This window comes from Microbacterium sp. SMR1, assembly GCF_003289625.1.
GTDB classification, from domain to species: domain Bacteria; phylum Actinomycetota; class Actinomycetes; order Actinomycetales; family Microbacteriaceae; genus Microbacterium; species Microbacterium plantarum.
The window spans coordinates 36,896-52,213 of sequence record NZ_QMBN01000003.1 but is presented as its reverse complement, the minus strand read 5'-3'; the positions used below and the strand labels follow the sequence as shown (position 1 = coordinate 52,213).

At 70.2% G+C, this 15,318-nt stretch carries 15 protein-coding genes and 1 tRNA gene; 9 read left to right on the top strand and 7 right to left on the bottom strand.

Annotated elements, in window-relative coordinates:
- Positions 1-16 precede the first annotated feature (16 nt).
- A complete protein-coding gene (locus DO944_RS09890; RefSeq protein WP_112617031.1) occupies positions 17-1,201 on the top strand; it encodes a glycosyltransferase in 1,185 nt (394 codons plus the stop codon).
- Between the two features lie 8 nt (positions 1,202-1,209).
- On the opposite strand, the gene DO944_RS09885 is transcribed toward DO944_RS09890, so the two are convergent.
- Positions 1,210-2,067 carry a LuxR C-terminal-related transcriptional regulator gene (locus DO944_RS09885; protein WP_112617030.1) on the bottom strand — a complete coding sequence of 286 codons (858 nt, stop codon included), beginning with the start codon at positions 2,065-2,067 and terminating at the stop codon, positions 1,210-1,212.
- A gap of 122 nt (positions 2,068-2,189) precedes the next feature.
- Here DO944_RS09885 and DO944_RS09880 point away from each other — a divergent pair, with 122 nt between their 5' ends.
- Positions 2,190-2,540 carry a DUF485 domain-containing protein gene (locus tag DO944_RS09880; RefSeq protein ID WP_112617029.1) on the top strand — a complete coding sequence of 117 codons (351 nt, stop codon included), beginning with the start codon at positions 2,190-2,192 and terminating at the stop codon, positions 2,538-2,540.
- Positions 2,541-2,557: 17 nt separating this feature from the next.
- Positions 2,558-4,174, top strand: coding sequence for a cation acetate symporter (locus DO944_RS09875; RefSeq protein WP_240309741.1), 1,617 nt, complete (start codon positions 2,558-2,560; stop codon positions 4,172-4,174).
- Between the two features lie 72 nt (positions 4,175-4,246).
- On the opposite strand, the gene DO944_RS09870 is transcribed toward DO944_RS09875, so the two are convergent.
- Positions 4,247-4,768: a methylated-DNA--[protein]-cysteine S-methyltransferase gene (locus DO944_RS09870; protein ID WP_112617028.1), complete on the bottom strand. Its 522-nt coding sequence runs from the start codon at positions 4,766-4,768 to the stop codon at positions 4,247-4,249.
- 166 nt (positions 4,769-4,934) lie between these two features.
- On the opposite strand from DO944_RS09870, the gene DO944_RS09865 reads away from it, so the two are divergent.
- Positions 4,935-8,663: an ATP-binding protein gene (locus DO944_RS09865; protein WP_112617027.1), complete on the top strand. Its 3,729-nt coding sequence runs from the start codon at positions 4,935-4,937 to the stop codon at positions 8,661-8,663.
- Entirely contained in the window at positions 8,650-8,844 is a 195-nt protein-coding gene (locus tag DO944_RS09860) for a hypothetical protein (protein WP_112617026.1), read from the top strand. Before DO944_RS09865 ends, DO944_RS09860 begins: the two co-directional genes overlap by 14 nt.
- A gap of 5 nt (positions 8,845-8,849) precedes the next feature.
- On the opposite strand, the gene mscL is transcribed toward DO944_RS09860, so the two are convergent.
- From mscL to DO944_RS09845, 3 genes are read right to left on the bottom strand one after another with little or no spacing between them, the layout of a single operon-like run.
- Positions 8,850-9,344 carry a large conductance mechanosensitive channel protein MscL gene (gene mscL, locus DO944_RS09855; protein ID WP_112617025.1) on the bottom strand — a complete coding sequence of 165 codons (495 nt, stop codon included), beginning with the start codon at positions 9,342-9,344 and terminating at the stop codon, positions 8,850-8,852.
- Positions 9,345-9,373: 29 nt separating this feature from the next.
- On the bottom strand, positions 9,374-9,652 hold the full coding sequence (locus tag DO944_RS09850) for an FmdB family zinc ribbon protein (protein WP_112617024.1): 279 nt from the start codon (positions 9,650-9,652) through the stop codon (positions 9,374-9,376).
- A gap of 13 nt (positions 9,653-9,665) precedes the next feature.
- Positions 9,666-10,262, bottom strand: a complete 597-nt coding sequence (locus tag DO944_RS09845; protein ID WP_112617023.1) for a 5-formyltetrahydrofolate cyclo-ligase — start codon at positions 10,260-10,262, stop codon at positions 9,666-9,668.
- Between the two features lie 66 nt (positions 10,263-10,328).
- On the opposite strand from DO944_RS09845, the gene galU reads away from it, so the two are divergent.
- From galU to DO944_RS09830, 3 genes are all read left to right on the top strand, one after another.
- Positions 10,329-11,207 carry a UTP--glucose-1-phosphate uridylyltransferase GalU gene (galU, locus tag DO944_RS09840; protein ID WP_112617022.1) on the top strand — a complete coding sequence of 293 codons (879 nt, stop codon included), beginning with the start codon at positions 10,329-10,331 and terminating at the stop codon, positions 11,205-11,207.
- A gap of 19 nt (positions 11,208-11,226) precedes the next feature.
- The gene (locus DO944_RS09835; RefSeq protein ID WP_112617021.1) at positions 11,227-11,868 is read left to right on the top strand and encodes a GNAT family N-acetyltransferase; all 642 of its coding nucleotides are present in this window, start codon (positions 11,227-11,229) and stop codon (positions 11,866-11,868) included.
- Between the two features lie 72 nt (positions 11,869-11,940).
- Positions 11,941-12,843, top strand: a complete 903-nt coding sequence (locus tag DO944_RS09830; protein ID WP_112617020.1) for a large exoprotein — start codon at positions 11,941-11,943, stop codon at positions 12,841-12,843.
- 30 nt (positions 12,844-12,873) lie between these two features.
- On the opposite strand, the gene DO944_RS09825 is transcribed toward DO944_RS09830, so the two are convergent.
- On the bottom strand, positions 12,874-14,073 hold the full coding sequence (locus DO944_RS09825; RefSeq protein WP_112617019.1) for an amidohydrolase family protein: 1,200 nt from the start codon (positions 14,071-14,073) through the stop codon (positions 12,874-12,876).
- Between the two features lie 57 nt (positions 14,074-14,130).
- Here DO944_RS09825 and DO944_RS09820 point away from each other — a divergent pair.
- A tRNA-Ala gene (locus tag DO944_RS09820) sits at positions 14,131-14,203 on the top strand.
- Between the two features lie 55 nt (positions 14,204-14,258).
- On the opposite strand, the gene DO944_RS09815 is transcribed toward DO944_RS09820, so the two are convergent.
- Positions 14,259-15,170: a LysR family transcriptional regulator gene (locus DO944_RS09815; RefSeq protein ID WP_112617018.1), complete on the bottom strand. Its 912-nt coding sequence runs from the start codon at positions 15,168-15,170 to the stop codon at positions 14,259-14,261.
- Between the last annotated feature and the right edge of the window lie 148 nt (positions 15,171-15,318).

Genomic DNA, 15,318 nt, shown 5'->3' with positions numbered 1-15,318 from the left:
ATCCCGAAGGTCCTGAATGAGCGCTCCGCTTCGCGTCCTCTCCCTCACCGAGGGCTTCTTCGCCGGCGGGGCTCGAATCCTGCACAGCGATGTCGTCGCCGGCCTCCACGCGCGGGGCGAACAGCACCACAGCGTGCTCGCCATCGCGTCGCGGGCGCGGCGCGAGTCGACCGTCCAGCACATGGCCGGCGACCCGCGGTATCGGGCGCTGCGCGCCTCGGGCATCGGGATCACGTCTCTGGGAAAGACGGCGGGGCCGGTGCCGCACGCGCCGCACGCCTTCTCCTCGCGGCAGTTGCGCACCGCGGCGCGCGCTATCGCCGCGGCCGACGTCGTGCTCACCCTCAAAGAGCAGCCGCTCGGACTCCTGCTCGCTCTCGATGAGGCGATGATGCTGCCCGACCGGCCTGTCGTGGCATGCCTGCACCGGTCCGACCCGGAGCATTCGGGCGATGCTCTGGAGTGGCTGGGTGAGAGCGTCCGTCGTGGGATCGTCACGGCGGCGGTGTCATGCGCGCGGTCGACGGATGCCGCCTACGCGTCGGTCCTGGGCGACACGCAGCGTCATGTCGTCGACAACGGCATCGACCTCTCGCGCTTCGAGCCGTCGGTCACCCGCGGGGGTGACCGCGTGCGGCGTGAGCTCGGCATCCCCGACCGGGCGGTTGTCGTCGCCTACGCGGCTCGGTTCGACGCGATGAAGGATCCCGAGCTGTTCCTGCGGTCGGTCGCCGCGCATCGAGCGCTCGTGCCCGATGCGCACTACGTCATGTGCGGAGCGGGGATGACGCGCGAGAACCCCCGTCTCACGGAGCTGCTGGAGGTCATCGGCGGCGACCGCATCCATGCTCTCGGCATCCGTGACGACATGCCCGCGATCTACCGCGCCGCGGACGTCGTCTCACTCACGAGCGCGTTCGGCGAGGCGGCCCCGCTGTGCCTGCTGGAGGGGGCGGCGAGCGGTGCGGTACCGGTCACGACGGATGTCGGCGACGCGGCCCGCCTCGTCGAGGGGATCGGCATCGTCACCCCGCGCAACCCGGATGCGATCGCGGCCGGTTGGGGTCGTGCCGTCGAGGAGCGCGTCGCGTTCGGAGGCGCCGCGCTCGCCGCTCGGGACCGGTTGGGTCGAGACCGGATGATCACGGAGTACGGCGCCGTCATCGCCGAGCAGGTCGCCGGCCTGCGCATCGCCGCCTGAACCCGCGGTCAGGGCAGCAGGCCGAGACGCCGCGCGCGCGCGACGGCCGCGTGACGGGTCGACGCGTCGAGCTTGGCCATCGCCGCCTGGAGGTATGACTTCACGGTTCCCTCTTTGAGGCTCAGCGCCGCCCCGATCTCCGCGTTCGTCGAGCCGAGGGCGCAGCAGGCGAGAACGTCGAGCTCCCGCGGAGAGAGCTGCACCTCGGCATCCTTCGCCGACGCCGCCCCGTCGCCCGCGACTGTGGTGAGGCGGCGCTCGATCGCCGCCAGCCGCGCCCGCAGGTCGGCGTCGTCGATCGTCGCGGCGATGCTGCGCAGCTCGGCGAAGCTCTCGCGCAGGTCCTCTCGCGCGGCGGGGGAGAGGCCGGCCGCGGACTCGGGTGCCGGCGCCAGCGTCAGCCGGCGCTGCACCTCGTCGCGGATGCGCAGCTCGGTGCTGATCGCGTCAGCCGCTCGGAACGCCGGACGCGCCACGAGGTCGCCCACCGGAGCCTGCGACCAGGAGCCGCAGTACAGCACCCCGCGCGCCCGGCCCTCGGTGACGATCGGTACGGCGAAGAGGGTGGCGATGCCCTCGCCGAGAATGGCCCGGTCGTAGTCGTGCGTGATGGTGCGCGCGGTGCGGTAGTCGAGAGCGAGCCGCGGACGCCGTTCGACCATCGCTGCGCCGCCCAGCCCGCGGCCGACGCGCACCACCAGATCGTCGATGGAATGCGACCGCGCTCCGGCGATCGCGGTGACGTGAACCGAGCCCTGGCTCTCGAGGCCGCCGAAGACGACGGGAAAGCGTGTGCTGCGCGCGAGGTCATCGACCGCGCGGGAGACCAGCTGCGCGTCGTTCTCGGGTGCCGCCAGTGCCGTCACGCACTACCTACTTCCGGGGGTGACGGCCTCGTTGCCGCCTTTCGTAGCGTCGACCCTACCATCGCGGTCGCTCGACGACGACGACCGCTGGAGAGCTGCTCACCATGAGGCAAGGAGGCCACATGACCGCATCGCCCACCCACTCGCCGCCTCCCGGCGGAGTGGACTATGTCGCCGTCGAGGAGTCGGCGCCGTTCCGGGAACTCAAGCGCAAGCACCGCAGCTTCGTATGGCCGCTGACGATCGTCTTCCTCGTCTGGTACTTCGTCTACGTGCTGCTGTCGTCGTTCGCGACCGACTTCATGGCGCAGCGTGTCTGGGGTGACATCACCGTCGGTCTGCTGTTCGGGCTCGGCCAGTTCGTCACGACCTTCGCGATCACCATGGGCTACGTCTGGTACGCCAACCACAAGCTCGACCCGATCTCGTCGGCGATCCGGAACGATCTCGAGCGACAGGAGGCCGGATCGTGAACGGATTCTGGGAAGCGGTGAACGGCCTGGGGGCGGCCGTCGTCGCGGCGGGAGAGACCGTCGACAACAACCCGGTGCTGAACATCTCGATCTTCGGCGCATTCGTCGCGGTGACGCTGTTCATCGTCATCCGTGCCAGCCGCAACAACAAGACCGCGGCCGACTACTACGCCGCGGGCCGCTCGTTCACCGGGCCGCAGAACGGCTTCGCGATCGCGGGCGACTATCTGTCGGCGGCATCCTTCCTCGGCATCTGCGGCGCGATCGCGATCAACGGATACGACGGGTTCCTGTACTCGATCGGATTCCTCGTGGCCTGGCTCGTCGCGCTGCTGCTCGTCGCCGAGCTCATGCGCAACACCGGCAAGTTCACGATGGCCGACGTGCTGTCGTTCCGGCTGAAGCAGACGCCGGTGCGGATGGCGGCCGCCATCACCACGCTCGCGGTGTGCTTCTTCTACCTGCTCGCGCAGATGGCGGGAGCGGGCGGTCTGGTCTCACTGCTGCTGGGCATCACCGAGCAGGTCGGCCAGTCGATCGTGGTCGCCGTCGTCGGCGTGCTGATGATCGTCTACGTGCTGATCGGCGGCATGAAGGGCACGACGTGGGTGCAGATCGTCAAGGCGTTCCTGCTCATCGGCGGCGCGCTCGTCATGACGATCTGGGTGCTGGCGATCAACGGGTTCAACCTCAACACGCTCCTCGAGAGCGCGGTCGCCGCCTCGCCGAAGGGAGAGGCGATCCTCGGACCGGGCCTGCAGTACGGCGCCAACCCGTGGGACTTCATCTCGCTCGCGGTCGCGCTCGTGCTGGGAACGGCGGGTCTGCCGCACGTCCTCATGCGCTTCTACACGGTGCCCACCGCGAAAGAGGCCCGTCGCTCGGTGGTGTGGGCGATCTGGCTCATCGGCCTCTTCTACCTCCTCACCCTCGTGCTCGGGTACGGTGCGGGCGCGCTCGTCGGTCCGGAGCGCATCGCCTCGGCGCCCGGCGGGGTCAACTCCGCTGCTCCGCTGCTCGCGCTCGAGCTGGGCGGCCCCCTGCTGCTCGGCTTCATCTCGGCGGTGGCTTTCGCGACGATCCTCGCGGTCGTGGCGGGCCTCACGATCACGGCGGCGGCGTCGTTCGCGCACGACATCTACGCGAACGTCGTCAAGAAGGGGAACGTGCCGCCCGACGGCGAGGTCAAGGTCGCTCGCCGCACAGTCATCGTGATCGGCATCCTCGCGATCGTCGGCGGCATCGGCGTGCAGGGACAGAACGTCGCGTTCCTGGTGGCCCTCGCCTTCGCTGTCGCGGCTTCGGCGAACCTCCCGACGATCATCTACTCGCTCTTCTGGCGGAAGTTCACGACGCGTGGCGCGGTGTGGAGCATGTACGGCGGCCTGGCGGCAGCCATCATCCTCATCATCCTCTCGCCCGTGTTCTGGGGCACCGAGACCAGCGTGTTCAAGAACGTCGGCACGGCCATCTGGCCGCTCAACAACCCGGGCATCGTGTCGATCCCGCTGGGTTTCTTCCTCGGCTGGCTGGGTTCGGTCACCGAGCGGCGGCGGGAGGACCCGGTGAAGGCGGCCGAGATGGAGGTGCGTTCTCTGACCGGTCACGGCGCGGAGAAGGCGGTCGATCACTAGGCCGCGACACCTCGCTGATCGAGACGACGGCCCCGGGCGCGCTGCCCGGGGCCGTCGCCGTTCCGGCGCGGCCTACACGCGGCCGGAGTCGGCTCTGCTCTCGAGGTCGAGCAGGAATCGCTTGCGCTCGGGATGGCCGCCATACTGTCCGATCGATCCGTCGCTGCGGACGACACGGTGTGCGGGCACGACGATCGAGATCGGCGTCCGCGCGCACGCAGACCCGACGGCTCGGTGCGCTCGCGGTGAGCCGGCGGTGATCGCGATCTCGCCGTAGGTCGCCACCTCGCCGTAGGGAACGCGGCAAACCGCGCGCAGTGCGGCGCCGGCGAATCCCGGCGGGGCCAGGAGCCAGTCGATCGGCGTCCGGAACTGCCGCAGCCGGCCCGCGAAGTACTCGTCGAGTTCGGCGGCCACGTCGGCAGCCGCGCCCGGGTCGTGGACCGGGAGCGCGCCGAGGCTGAGGGCGAGGTCGACGAGGGCGATGTCCGCGGGGCGGTCGAGGATGTCGAGGTGGGCGAGGCCGGTCTCGGTCACGACCAGGAGGGCATCGCCGATCGGCGTGGGGTGCACCGCAAATGCTGCGTCGGTCATGGCTCCATCATCCCGGGCGGCCCCGCTGCGCCCCGTGCGCGGCGACGATGCGGGGGATGGGCGGCGGCGACAGGCGCCGGGGGAGGAACCGCCGATCGTCCGGCGTGTCGGAAATAGCGCGAAACTCGGCGGCGCCTGAGGGTCGGATGCAGGCGCGCCGCTTAGGGTGTGTGCTGTGTGGCGAGGAGATCGAGGAGCCGTCCGTCCGGACGCAGCCGACGAGGTTCGGGTCGATTCGGTGACCCCGGCGCAACTCGATGTCGCCGAAGACGACGTCGCCGTCGCCCACGTGGCCGACCCCGAGCGCGAACGCATCCGTGTGCAGGCCGCCCGCCTCGGCGGCCGTTCGACGCTGCTCCACTACATCGCTTCCGACGATGTCGGCATCGACATCACCAAGGCGCATCCGGGCAGCCTCCCGCAGTTCATCACCGGCCGTTCGACGCTCCTGTCGAACCTCTTCCGCGACGAGGTGGCGCTGCGCACGGCCCGCCTCGCCGCCGGGCGCATCACCGCGAAGGACGTCGAACTCCGCACCACGCGCGGCCTCGACACCGTCCACCTCGGCGTCGGATTCGCCTCGTGGCGGGCCGGAGGTCTCACCTACAACGCCCCGGTCCTTCTCCGCCCGCTCGCCATCCGCCGCCATCACGGCGACTTCGATCTCAAACTCCACGGCTCGTTCTCCGTCAATCCCGAGCTCGTCGAGATCGCGCGTGCGCACTTCGGAATCGACCTCGACCGGCGCGGGCTCGCCGCGCTCGCGTACGACGGCGGCGTCTTCAAGCCGCAGCCCGTCATCGACCATCTGCGCGCCCTGACCGCCCATGTCGACACCTTCACGGTTCAGCCACGGCTGATCGTCTCGACGTTCGCGGATGTCGCCGCTCGCGCCGAGCGCGATGCGGCAGACCTCGACGTCCCCGTGCTCAACGCTCTCGCCGGCCATGAGGACGACCGCGCGCTCGTGGCTACTCGTTACCCCGTTCCCGACGCCGTTCCCTCGGACGACCGCCCGCCGGCATCCGACCGACTGCTGCTCGACGCCGACGCCGAGCAGGAAGGCGTCCTCGACCGGATCGTCGCCGGGCAGTCGCTCGTCGTCCACACGCTGCCGGGCACAGGGGGCACGCAGACGATCATCAACGCCGTCGGCGAGCTGGTCCGCCGCGGCAAGCGCGTCCTCGTCGTCAGCGCTCGCCGCTCCACTCTGGAGGGAGTCCGTCACCGCCTCGCCGGCATCGGGCTGCCCGGGCTGGCCGTCTCGCCCCGGGGCGTCCACCGCGACCTCATTCGCGCGATCGCCCGCAACGAGAAGGCGCAGCACCCGAAGATGGGCGAGATCGACGACGCCCTCGTTCGGCTGCGCACGGTTCTGCGCGACTATCGCGTCTCGCTGACGCAGCGGCATCCCATGCTCGGCGTCTCGCCGCTCGAAGTGCTGCAGAAGCTGACGACGATCGCGGCCGAGTCGCCGCAGCCGTCGGCAGCCACGCGCTTCGATGCCGCGACCCTCCAGCGCCTCTCGACGCGTCGCGCCGAAGCGGCCGCATCGCTCGCGACCGCCGCTCGGCTGGGCGAGTTCCGTTTCGGGCCCGATGACTCGCCGTGGTACGGCGTCGCGTTCGAGACGACCGAGCAGGCACGCGCGGCACACGCTCTGGCAGGCCGCCTGCATCGCACCGAGATCCCCGAGATCCTCGAGCGCGGGTACGAGCTCATCGGGCAGACCCGGATGCGGCCGTTCACGACGCTCGCCGAGCTCGGTGCGTACATCCGCCTTCTCCAGGGGATCCGCGCGTCGCTCGACCGCTTCAGCCTGACCGTCTTCGAGCGTCCGCTGGGCGATCTGATCGAGGCGCACTCCACCCGCCGCGACACTCCCGAGATGAACGGTGCGACACGGCGTCGCCTGCGACGGCTCTCGAAGGAGTACGTCCGGCCGGGCATGCACGTCACCGACATGCACGACGCCCTCGTGCGCGTGCAGAAGCAGCGCGAGCAGTGGCAGCGTCTGGCCGAAGTGGGCGTCGTCCCCGAGATCCCCGCGGGTCTCGACGCGGTCGCGACCTCGTGGCAGCGCGTCGACGCCGACCTCGCCGAGCTCTCGCGCGTGCTCGGCCCGGGGCACGATCTGCTCGCGACGCCGATCCCCGAGCTCGTGCGGATCCTCGCCGGGCTCGCCGCGGAGTCCGACGTGTTCGACAACCTCGTCGAACGAGCGACGCTGCGCGGTGAACTCGCTTCCCTCGGCCTCGAGGGCCTGCTCACCGAGCTTTCGGTGCGCCATGTGCCCGAGGAGCGCGTCGCGGCGGAGTTCGAGTTCGCCTGGTGGCAGTCCGCCCTCGAGGCGATGCTTCGCAGCGACCGTGCACTGCTCGGAGCCAACACCAGCGTCGTCGATCGTCTCGAACGCGACTTCCGCCTCGTCGACGAGGCGCACGCCGCCTCGGCGGGGCAGCAGCTGGCGGCCGAGCTCGCGACGCGATGGAAGATCGCGATCGTCGACGAGGCTGACGAGACCGCGGCGCTCAAGGCCGCGCTGCGCGAGGGCACAGCGTCGGCTGCCGAACTGCTCGCCGTCGCGCCGAAGCTCCTGCGCACGCTCGCGCCCGTCTGGATCGCGTCGCCCTACGAGGTGGCCTCCCTGCCGGCCCGGCCCGCGTTCGACGTCGTGATCCTGGCGGATGCCGGCGCGCTGAGCGTCGCCGAATCGGCCTCGGCCCTTCGCCGCGCGCGGCAGATCGTCGCGTTCGGCGACCCTGTCACGCAGCGCCCGACCCCGTTCGAGATCGCCGCCGACCGCGATCCGTCGGACGAGCCGATCGCAGACCCCGACGAGCGGAGCGTCTTCGAGCGCCTCGCCGAGATCGTTCCGGTCGAGACCTTGACCCGCAGTTACCGCGCAGGCGGCGAAGACCTCGCCGAACTCGTCAACGAGGCCTTCTACGGCGGCGAGATCGTCTCGTTCCCCTGGGCCGGCTCGTATCTCGGACGCGGCAGCCTCAGCGTTGACTACGTCGAGGGTGGTGTCGGTGCACCGGACCCCGACTCGGGAGCGGTCGAGAGCCCCGATGCCGAGGTCGCCCGCGTCGTGACGCTCGTCGTCGAGCACGCCGTCAACCGGCCGAACGAGTCGCTGATGGTCGTCACCGCGTCGACCAAGCACGCCCTGCGCATCCGCGCCGCCGTCGAGGCCGCTTTCGCCGGAAGATCGGATGTCGCCGAGTTCGTCGGTCGCGAGACGGCTGAGCCGTTCGCCGTGCTCGGGCTCGAGGAGTCGGTCGCCGAGAGTCGTGACCGCGTCGTGTTCTCGCTCGGTTACGGTCTGACGCGCCACGGGCGCGTGCTGAGCGACTTCGGTGTGCTGTCGGGGCCGGATGGTGAGCGGCTGCTGACCGTCGGCATGACGCGCGCCCGTCGCTCGATGGTGATCGTGTCGTCGATCCGGCCGTCGGCGTTCGACGACGGACGCCTCGAGAACGGCGCCGCCACGCTCATGTCGATCCTCGGGGGAATCGCGGCACGCGCTCGCGAGGCCCGCCTCGAAGACCTCGCCGACCCGCTGACTCTGGCCCTCGCGCAGAACCTCCGCCGTCTGGGCGTGGCGGTCGACGTCGCGTACCGCGGGCTGCTGCCGCTGGTCGCTCAGCGCGACGGCAAGGCCGTCGTCGTCGAGGGCGACCCCGAGACGATCGGGCAGTCGCTCCGGGAGTCGCTGCGGCTGCGTCCCCAGATTCTGCGGCGGCTGGGATGGCACTACATCCGCGTGCACTCGTTCGACCTCTACAGCGACCCCGCCGGTGTGGCCGCGCGTGTCGCTGCGATCCTGGGCGTCGAGCCCGAGGCGCCGACCGCGGACGCGAGCACCGAGCCGCTCGATGTCATCGAGTGACCGACAGCGGGTCGAGCGGGTCGGCAGCCGCCGAGCTCGACTGACCGCCGCTCCGGGTACGACGGCCGAGCCGACATCGGCCGATGAGACGACGGATGCCCCGGCCGGCGCCGAGGGCGCGGCCGGGGCATCCGGTCCGAATGATGCGCGGATGCGGAACGAGGTTCCGCCGCACTACTGATCCGGTCAGGCGGACGGCGCCGCCGGGGGAGTGTTCTGCGAACGGCGCAGCGGGGCGTCGGTGGTCGCGGCTGCGGCGCTCGAAGCAGAGGTCGCGGCGTTGTTCTTCTCCAGCAGATCGCGGATCTGGATGAGGAGCTCCTGCTCGGTCGGGAGCTTCGCCGCCTCTTCGACGACGCCGGCCTTGGCGGCCTGACGCTCCTTCCACTTGTTCATCGGAACGACGAACACGAGGTAGACCACGAGAGCGACGGCGAAGAAGCTGATGATCGCGCTGATGAGTCCCCCCAGGGGGAACGGGACCGGCTGACCGTAGATACCGGTGAGCGTCGGGCCGGCGATGCCCTCTTCGTTGGGCTGGTAGAACAGCTCGACTAGTGGGTTGATGATGCTCGACACGATCGCGTTGACGATGGCGGTGAACGCACCGCCGATGACCACGGCGACCGCCAGGTCGATGACGTTGCCGCGCATGATGAAGTCGCGGAAGCCCTTGATCATGGCTCTCCTCTCTCCGGACGCGCCGGGTGTCACGAGCCCGCCGCGGCGGGGGAGGACTTCGCCTCGGACTTCGATGATGCCGAAGACGACGAGTCGCCGCCACCGGTTGACGTGCCCGCCCCCGAGCCGCTCGCGCGGGAGTCGGTGCGGTAGAAGCCGCCGCCGTTGAAGGTCACGCCGATCGACCCGTACTGCTTCCGCAGCTCGCCCGAGCACTCGGGGCAGACCGTGAGAGCGGGGTCGGCGAAGGACTGGACCGCATCGAAGCGGTGCCCGCACGACTTGCAGGCGTAGGCGTAGGTGGGCATGGTTCCTCGGTGTTCAGTGCGCCTCGGGGGCGAGGACGACGGTTCGGGTGGGAGTGACGACGCCGGTGACCGGCTGATCGTGCAGATCGCGCGGCACCTCCTCGACGAGTTCGGAGTCGAAGAGCACGGCGTACACCGGCGGGCGGTTCTCCATCGAACCGAGGGTCTTGTCGAAGTAGCCGCGGCCCCAGCCGAGACGCATGCCGGCGGAGTCGACCGCCGCGGCGGGGATCACGAGCAGATCGACCTCTCCGACGGAGATCGGACTGAGCACTTCGCCGATGGGCTCGGGAATGCCGAACAGTCCGTCCGAAACGGCGGCGCCCGGCTCGGCGACGACCCAGTCGAGCAGACCGTCGTTGCGGCTGATGGGCAGGAGTACCCGGACGCCCGCGGCCACGGCTTCGTCGATGAAGGCGCGCGTGCCGGGCTCGGTCGGCGCCGAGAGGTAGCACGAGATCGAGCGGGCACCGGTGCTGGCGACGAGTTCGCGGAGCTGTGTGCGGATGCCGTCGGCCGCAGCTGCGCGAGCGGCATCCGACATCCCGTACCGGCGTTCGCGGAGGTCCGCCCGCAGAGCGCGCTTGGCGTTGTCGATCGCGTCGGACATGCCCCCGATTGTAAAGGGTGGGCGTCAAACCACTCGCCTGCGCCACCTGATCGATATGGTGGACCCATGTCTCAGCAGCGCATCAAGGCGGTCATCCCCGCCGCAGGCCTCGGCACCCGCTTCCTTCCCGCCACGAAGGCGATGCCGAAGGAGATGCTGCCCGTCGTCGACAAGCCGGCGATCCAGTACGTCGTCGAAGAGGCGACGCAGGCCGGCATCGACGACGTCCTGATCATCATCGGTCGCAATAAGAACAACCTGTCGAACCACTTCGACTCCGTCCCGGAGCTCGAGCACAACCTCACCCGCAAGGGCGACGACGTCAAGCTTCGCAAGGTGCAGGAGTCGTCCGACCTCGCCGACATCCACTTCGTCCGTCAGGGCGAGCCGAAGGGCCTGGGGCACGCCGTGCTGCGCTCGCGTGCGCATGTCGGTGACTCGAACTTCGCCGTCATGCTCGGCGACGACCTGATCGACGAGCGCGACCCGCTGCTGCCGAAGATGCTCGCGGAGCAGGAGCGCTCGGGTCTCACGGTCGTCGCCCTCATGGAGGTCGACCCCGACCAGATCCACCTCTACGGCGCCGCGGCCGTCGAGCCGACCGACGATCCGGATGTCGTGAAGGTCACCGGCCTCGTCGAGAAGCCGAAGAAGGAGGACGCCCCCTCCAACTACGCGATCATCGGGCGTTACGTCCTCAAGCCGAACGTGTACGAGATCCTCGAGCGCACCGAGCCGGGCAAGGGCGGCGAGATCCAGCTGACCGATGCGCTGCAGGAGCTCGCGACGACCGAGGGAGTCCTGGGTGTCGTCTTCCGCGGACGCCGTTACGACACCGGGGACCGACTCGACTACATCAAGGCCATCGTGCAGCTCGCCTCTGACCGTGATGACCTCGGGCCCGAGCTCCGCCCGTGGCTGAAGGACTTCGTCGGAAACCTCTGACACGAGAACCGGAACGCGCGTGGATGCCACCGCACCCCGCCACCACGGACCGGTGGCCATTCGGCTGATCAGGCCGCGCGACGCCCGCACCCTGCAGGCAGAGCTGCTCGCGAACCGTTCCTGGCTGCAGCGGTGGGAGGCGACGAGCCCGGACGGGCCGGTGTCGTTCGACATGCGGCTCGGCATCCGGCGTCTGTTGCAGCAGTACCGTGATGGCGCCGGTGTGCCGTTCGTCATGGAGCACGAGGGGCAGATCGCGGGGCAGCTGAACGTCTGGGGCATCGCGCGCGGCTCACTGTCGTCGGCGACGATCGGGTACTGGGTGAGCGAGCGGTTCGCCGGCAAGAGCATCACGCCGACCGCTGTCGCCCTCGCGACCGACCTCTGCTTCGAGGAACTGCGGCTGCACCGGATGGAGATCTGCATCCGGCCGGAGAACCGGGCGAGCCTGCGGGTGGTCGAGAAGCTCGGATTCCGCTACGAGGGACTCCGCCGTCGCTACATCCACATCGACGGCGACTGGCGCGATCACTTCGCTTTCGCGCTCGTCGCGGAGGAGGTGCCGCGCGGCGTCCTCGGGCGCTGGCTCGAGGGCGCAGTGCCGCCTGATGCGGCGGCCATCCCCCGTGCCGACCGGCGCGCGGCGGGACTCGAAGCTTAAAGTTGAACAAGAACTTCAGACACGCGTGTGTCTGAGGTGTCACCACGCGGGATGCCACGTACGGTTGTCCCCATGGGTGGGCAGGTTCTCGGCGGTGGCGTGATCGTCCTCGTCGCGGTCGCGTTGTGGATGGTCTATCTGCTTCCGTCCTGGCACAGTCGTTACCGCTACGACGCCGCCGAGCGCAACGCCGTCCGCCTGAACCAGGCGCTGCGCGTGCTCGCCGAGACGGCTGAGGCGCCGGAGGAGGTGCGGGTCGAGCTCTCGACGCGCACCGCGCTGGCGCAGCAGAAGCTCGCGCGTCAGGTGCAGCACGAGAAGGAGCAGCTGCGACTCGAGAGCGAGCGCCGCCGGCTCATCGAAGCGCGCCGCGAAGTGCGTGTCGCGCGCTCCGCACGCATGACGTCGCCCGAGCACCGCGCGCGTGTCCGTCGCCGTCTTCGCCTGGCGACGACGATCGTCGCTCTGCTGGCTGTCGGCGCGAGCGGCGCCGGCGGCTGGATGCTGGCGTCGTCCGGATCGGCCGCGCTGCTGATCGCGGGCATCGCGACCCTGCTCGTGGCCACCGTCGTGCTCAACCGTATGGCTGCGGTGGCTCGACGCGCCGCTCGCTCGGCCGTCGTCGCGCCGTCTGTCACCGCTACCGTCCAGCCGGCCTCGGCCGTGGTGCCCGAGTTCGAGTTCGCCGACGCGCGTGCCACCTGGACTCCCCGCGAGCTGCCCCGCCCGCTCACGGCCTCGGCCGGGTCGCGTGCCGCCGCCGTGCTCGACGAGGTCGACGCCCGCGAAGCTCTCCGTCAGGCCGCCGTCGGTGAGGCGATCCAGCGAGAGGCCGCGCGTCGCGCGCCGGCATCCCTCGCCGCCAGCCGCGCGGCCAAGGCACCCACCCCGGCGTTCGTGCCGACGGGTCAGGTCGACGACGCGCAGATCGAGGACCACGTCCGGCGACTTCTCGCGCAGCGCGCAGCAGGCTGATCCCCGAGCGACGGGCGCCGCGCCTGCGGCTCAGTGCTGGAACAGGACGCGCCCGTTGCCGACGACGAGCTCGCGCTCGGGTGTGCGCACGAGCGCGTCCATCGGGTTCTCGGCGTCGACGAGAATGATGTCGGCGCGAGAGCCCGCTGAGATCCGCCCGACCGGCAGTCCCGCGAAGGGGGCCGATCCGCCCGTCGCGATGTCGACCACACGGCGCAGGTCGTCGTCGCGGACGATGCTCGAGGCGCGGGCGTACTGCCAGGCGATGCCGAGCAGGTCGCCGGTGCCGTACGGGCTCCACAGGTCGCGGATGCCGTCGGTGCCGAAGCCGAAGCGCACGCCCGCGGCATCCAGTTCGTGAAGCGGCAGCTGGGGAAGGCGCAGGGGCGCCACTGTCGTCATCGTGATGTCGAGTGCGGCCATCGCCTGCAGCAGGTCACGTCGCTGCGACGCGCCGACCTGTGCGAGCGCGAACCCGTGCGCGAGGTTGACGCGTCCCGCGAGGTCGAACCGCTCGGTCCGCTCGATGATCAGCTCGATCTGGAACGCGCCGAGCTCGGCGGGGTCGTGCAGGTGCAGGTCGATTCCGACGCCGCGGTCGGCGGCGACGCGGAAGAGCGCGTCGAGCTGGCCGACCGGGTCGCGATCGATCGATGCGGGATCCAGCCCGCCGATGAAGTCCGCGCCGGCGGCGGCCGCCTCGTCGAGCAGGTCGATGACGCCGGGGCGGCGCAGCACGCCGTCCTGGGGAAAGGCCACGATCTGAACCTGAAGCGCTCCGTCGTACGCGGCGACCGCTTCGCGCACGGCCTCGATGCCGCGCTGGGCGACGCCGAGGTCGACATCGACGTGCGTGCGGATGGCGGTCGTGCCGTGACGGACGAACTGCTCGAGAACGTGTGCCGTCGTCGCGACGCTCGGGATTCCCAGTTCGTCGCGACGGGCGCGCTCGTGGCGGATGCGGCCGTCGGTGCCGCCCTCGCCGCCGTACGACTGCCACGGGAGCCCCCACCACGACTTGTCGACGTGGGCGTGGGCGTTGACGAGGCCGGGCAGCGCGAGCATCCCGCGCCCGTCGATCTCGAGGCCGGTGTCGCCCGCGTCTGCCGACGGCACCTGCGGCGTCGCCGGCTCGACGGAGGCGATCACGCCATCGGCGATGCGGATGTCGACGGCGGAGGCGTCGGAGACACGGACGTTGCGAATGACGGATGCCGCGGGGTGGAGCATCCTTCCATTGTGCGCGCACGGACCAGCCCCGACTGCGTGATAGTGTGGGGGAGTTCCGGGCCTGTGGCGCAGTTGGTAGCGCGCTTCGTTCGCAATGAAGAGGTCAGGGGTTCGAATCCCCTCAGGTCCACCGAAACGAGAAACCGGCATCCATCAGGATGCCGTTTTTCGCATCTGGGGGGCGGTCAGCCGGCGACGAGCTGCTCCCGGGCGACGTCGACGAGGATCTGGTGCATCGCGCGCTCCCCGGGCGGGCGGACGCGGTCGCTGCGATGCGCGACGACGACGCGCCGCGAGGGTGCGTCCTGGCCGAGGCTGACGATACGGACGTCCGGCCGTGCGGACTGCACCGCCGTGCGCGGAGCGAGGGCGACGCCGAGGCCGACGCTCACCATCGCGAGGGCTTCCTGGTAGTCGTTGGCCTCGAACGCGATGGTCGGGCTGAATCCGGCGGCCCGGCAGCTGCGCTCCAGGACCTCGGCGACCGGGTGGTCGCGCTTTCGGACGATCCACTCCTCGTGTCGGAGCATCGACATCGTCACGTGGCGGGTGCGCCCGAGGCGGTGGTCCTGCGAGACCACCAGTACTGTCGGGTCTTCGAACAGGGGAGTGATCGAGAGGTCGGGCTCGTCGATGCGGTTCCACTCGTAGTCCCACAGCAGCGACAGGCCGATCGTGTTCTCCTGCAGAGCGGCGACGAGTTCGTCGAACCGAGCGCTGTGCACGTCGAGGCGTACATCGGGGTAGTCGCGCCGGAAGCGGCTGATCGCGACCGGCATGAGCGTAGTGCCGATCGTCGGGAACGTGCCGACCGCGATGCGGCCGCGCCGCAGACCCGCGAGCTCGCCCAGCTCGGACTCCGCCGCCCGCAGCCGGCGCAGGATGTAGCGGGCGTGCCCGGCGAGCAGCGCGCCCGCCTCGGTGGCCGTGACGCCGCGCGGCTGGCGCCGCACCAGCGGCTGGCCGACCTCCTGCTCGAGGCGCTGCAGCTGTTGCGACAGCGCCGAGGGGGAGTACCCCAGCGTCTTCGCTGCTGCGGTCAGCGATCCGTGGTCGAGGATCGTCACCAGAACAGCCATTCGTCGCACATCGAGCATGGGGGGCCTCGCTTTCCGCCTTCACCGTACAGGCGAGGATTCGCATACTGAAAGCGGATGAAGCGGGACTTCACGATCGCGGCTCATCGATATGACACGCCAGGCTTGGATACTCAGGAGATGGCCAGGATCTCAGCGTTGCCGCTTG

What these genes read in the sequence shown, in the direction of transcription:
- DO944_RS09880 (WP_112617029.1), top strand. Translation starts at nt 2,190, where the DNA reads ATGACCGCATCGCCCACCCACTCGCCGCCTCCCGGCGGAGTGGACTAT.
- DO944_RS09870 (WP_112617028.1), bottom strand. Translation starts at nt 4,768, where the DNA reads ATGACCGACGCAGCATTTGCGGTGCACCCCACGCCGATCGGCGATGCC.
- mscL (WP_112617025.1), bottom strand. Translation starts at nt 9,344, where the DNA reads ATGATCAAGGGCTTCCGCGACTTCATCATGCGCGGCAACGTCATCGAC.
- DO944_RS09850 (WP_112617024.1), bottom strand. Translation starts at nt 9,652, where the DNA reads ATGCCCACCTACGCCTACGCCTGCAAGTCGTGCGGGCACCGCTTCGAT.
- DO944_RS09815 (WP_112617018.1), bottom strand. Translation starts at nt 15,170, where the DNA reads ATGCTCGATGTGCGACGAATGGCTGTTCTGGTGACGATCCTCGACCAC.
- DO944_RS09830 (WP_112617020.1), top strand. Translation starts at nt 11,941, where the DNA reads ATGGGTGGGCAGGTTCTCGGCGGTGGCGTGATCGTCCTCGTCGCGGTC.
- DO944_RS09825 (WP_112617019.1), bottom strand. Translation starts at nt 14,073, where the DNA reads ATGCTCCACCCCGCGGCATCCGTCATTCGCAACGTCCGTGTCTCCGAC.
- DO944_RS09860 (WP_112617026.1), top strand. Translation starts at nt 8,650, where the DNA reads ATGTCATCGAGTGACCGACAGCGGGTCGAGCGGGTCGGCAGCCGCCGA.
- galU (WP_112617022.1), top strand. Translation starts at nt 10,329, where the DNA reads ATGTCTCAGCAGCGCATCAAGGCGGTCATCCCCGCCGCAGGCCTCGGC.
- DO944_RS09890 (WP_112617031.1), top strand. Translation starts at nt 17, where the DNA reads ATGAGCGCTCCGCTTCGCGTCCTCTCCCTCACCGAGGGCTTCTTCGCC.
- DO944_RS09845 (WP_112617023.1), bottom strand. Translation starts at nt 10,262, where the DNA reads ATGTCCGACGCGATCGACAACGCCAAGCGCGCTCTGCGGGCGGACCTC.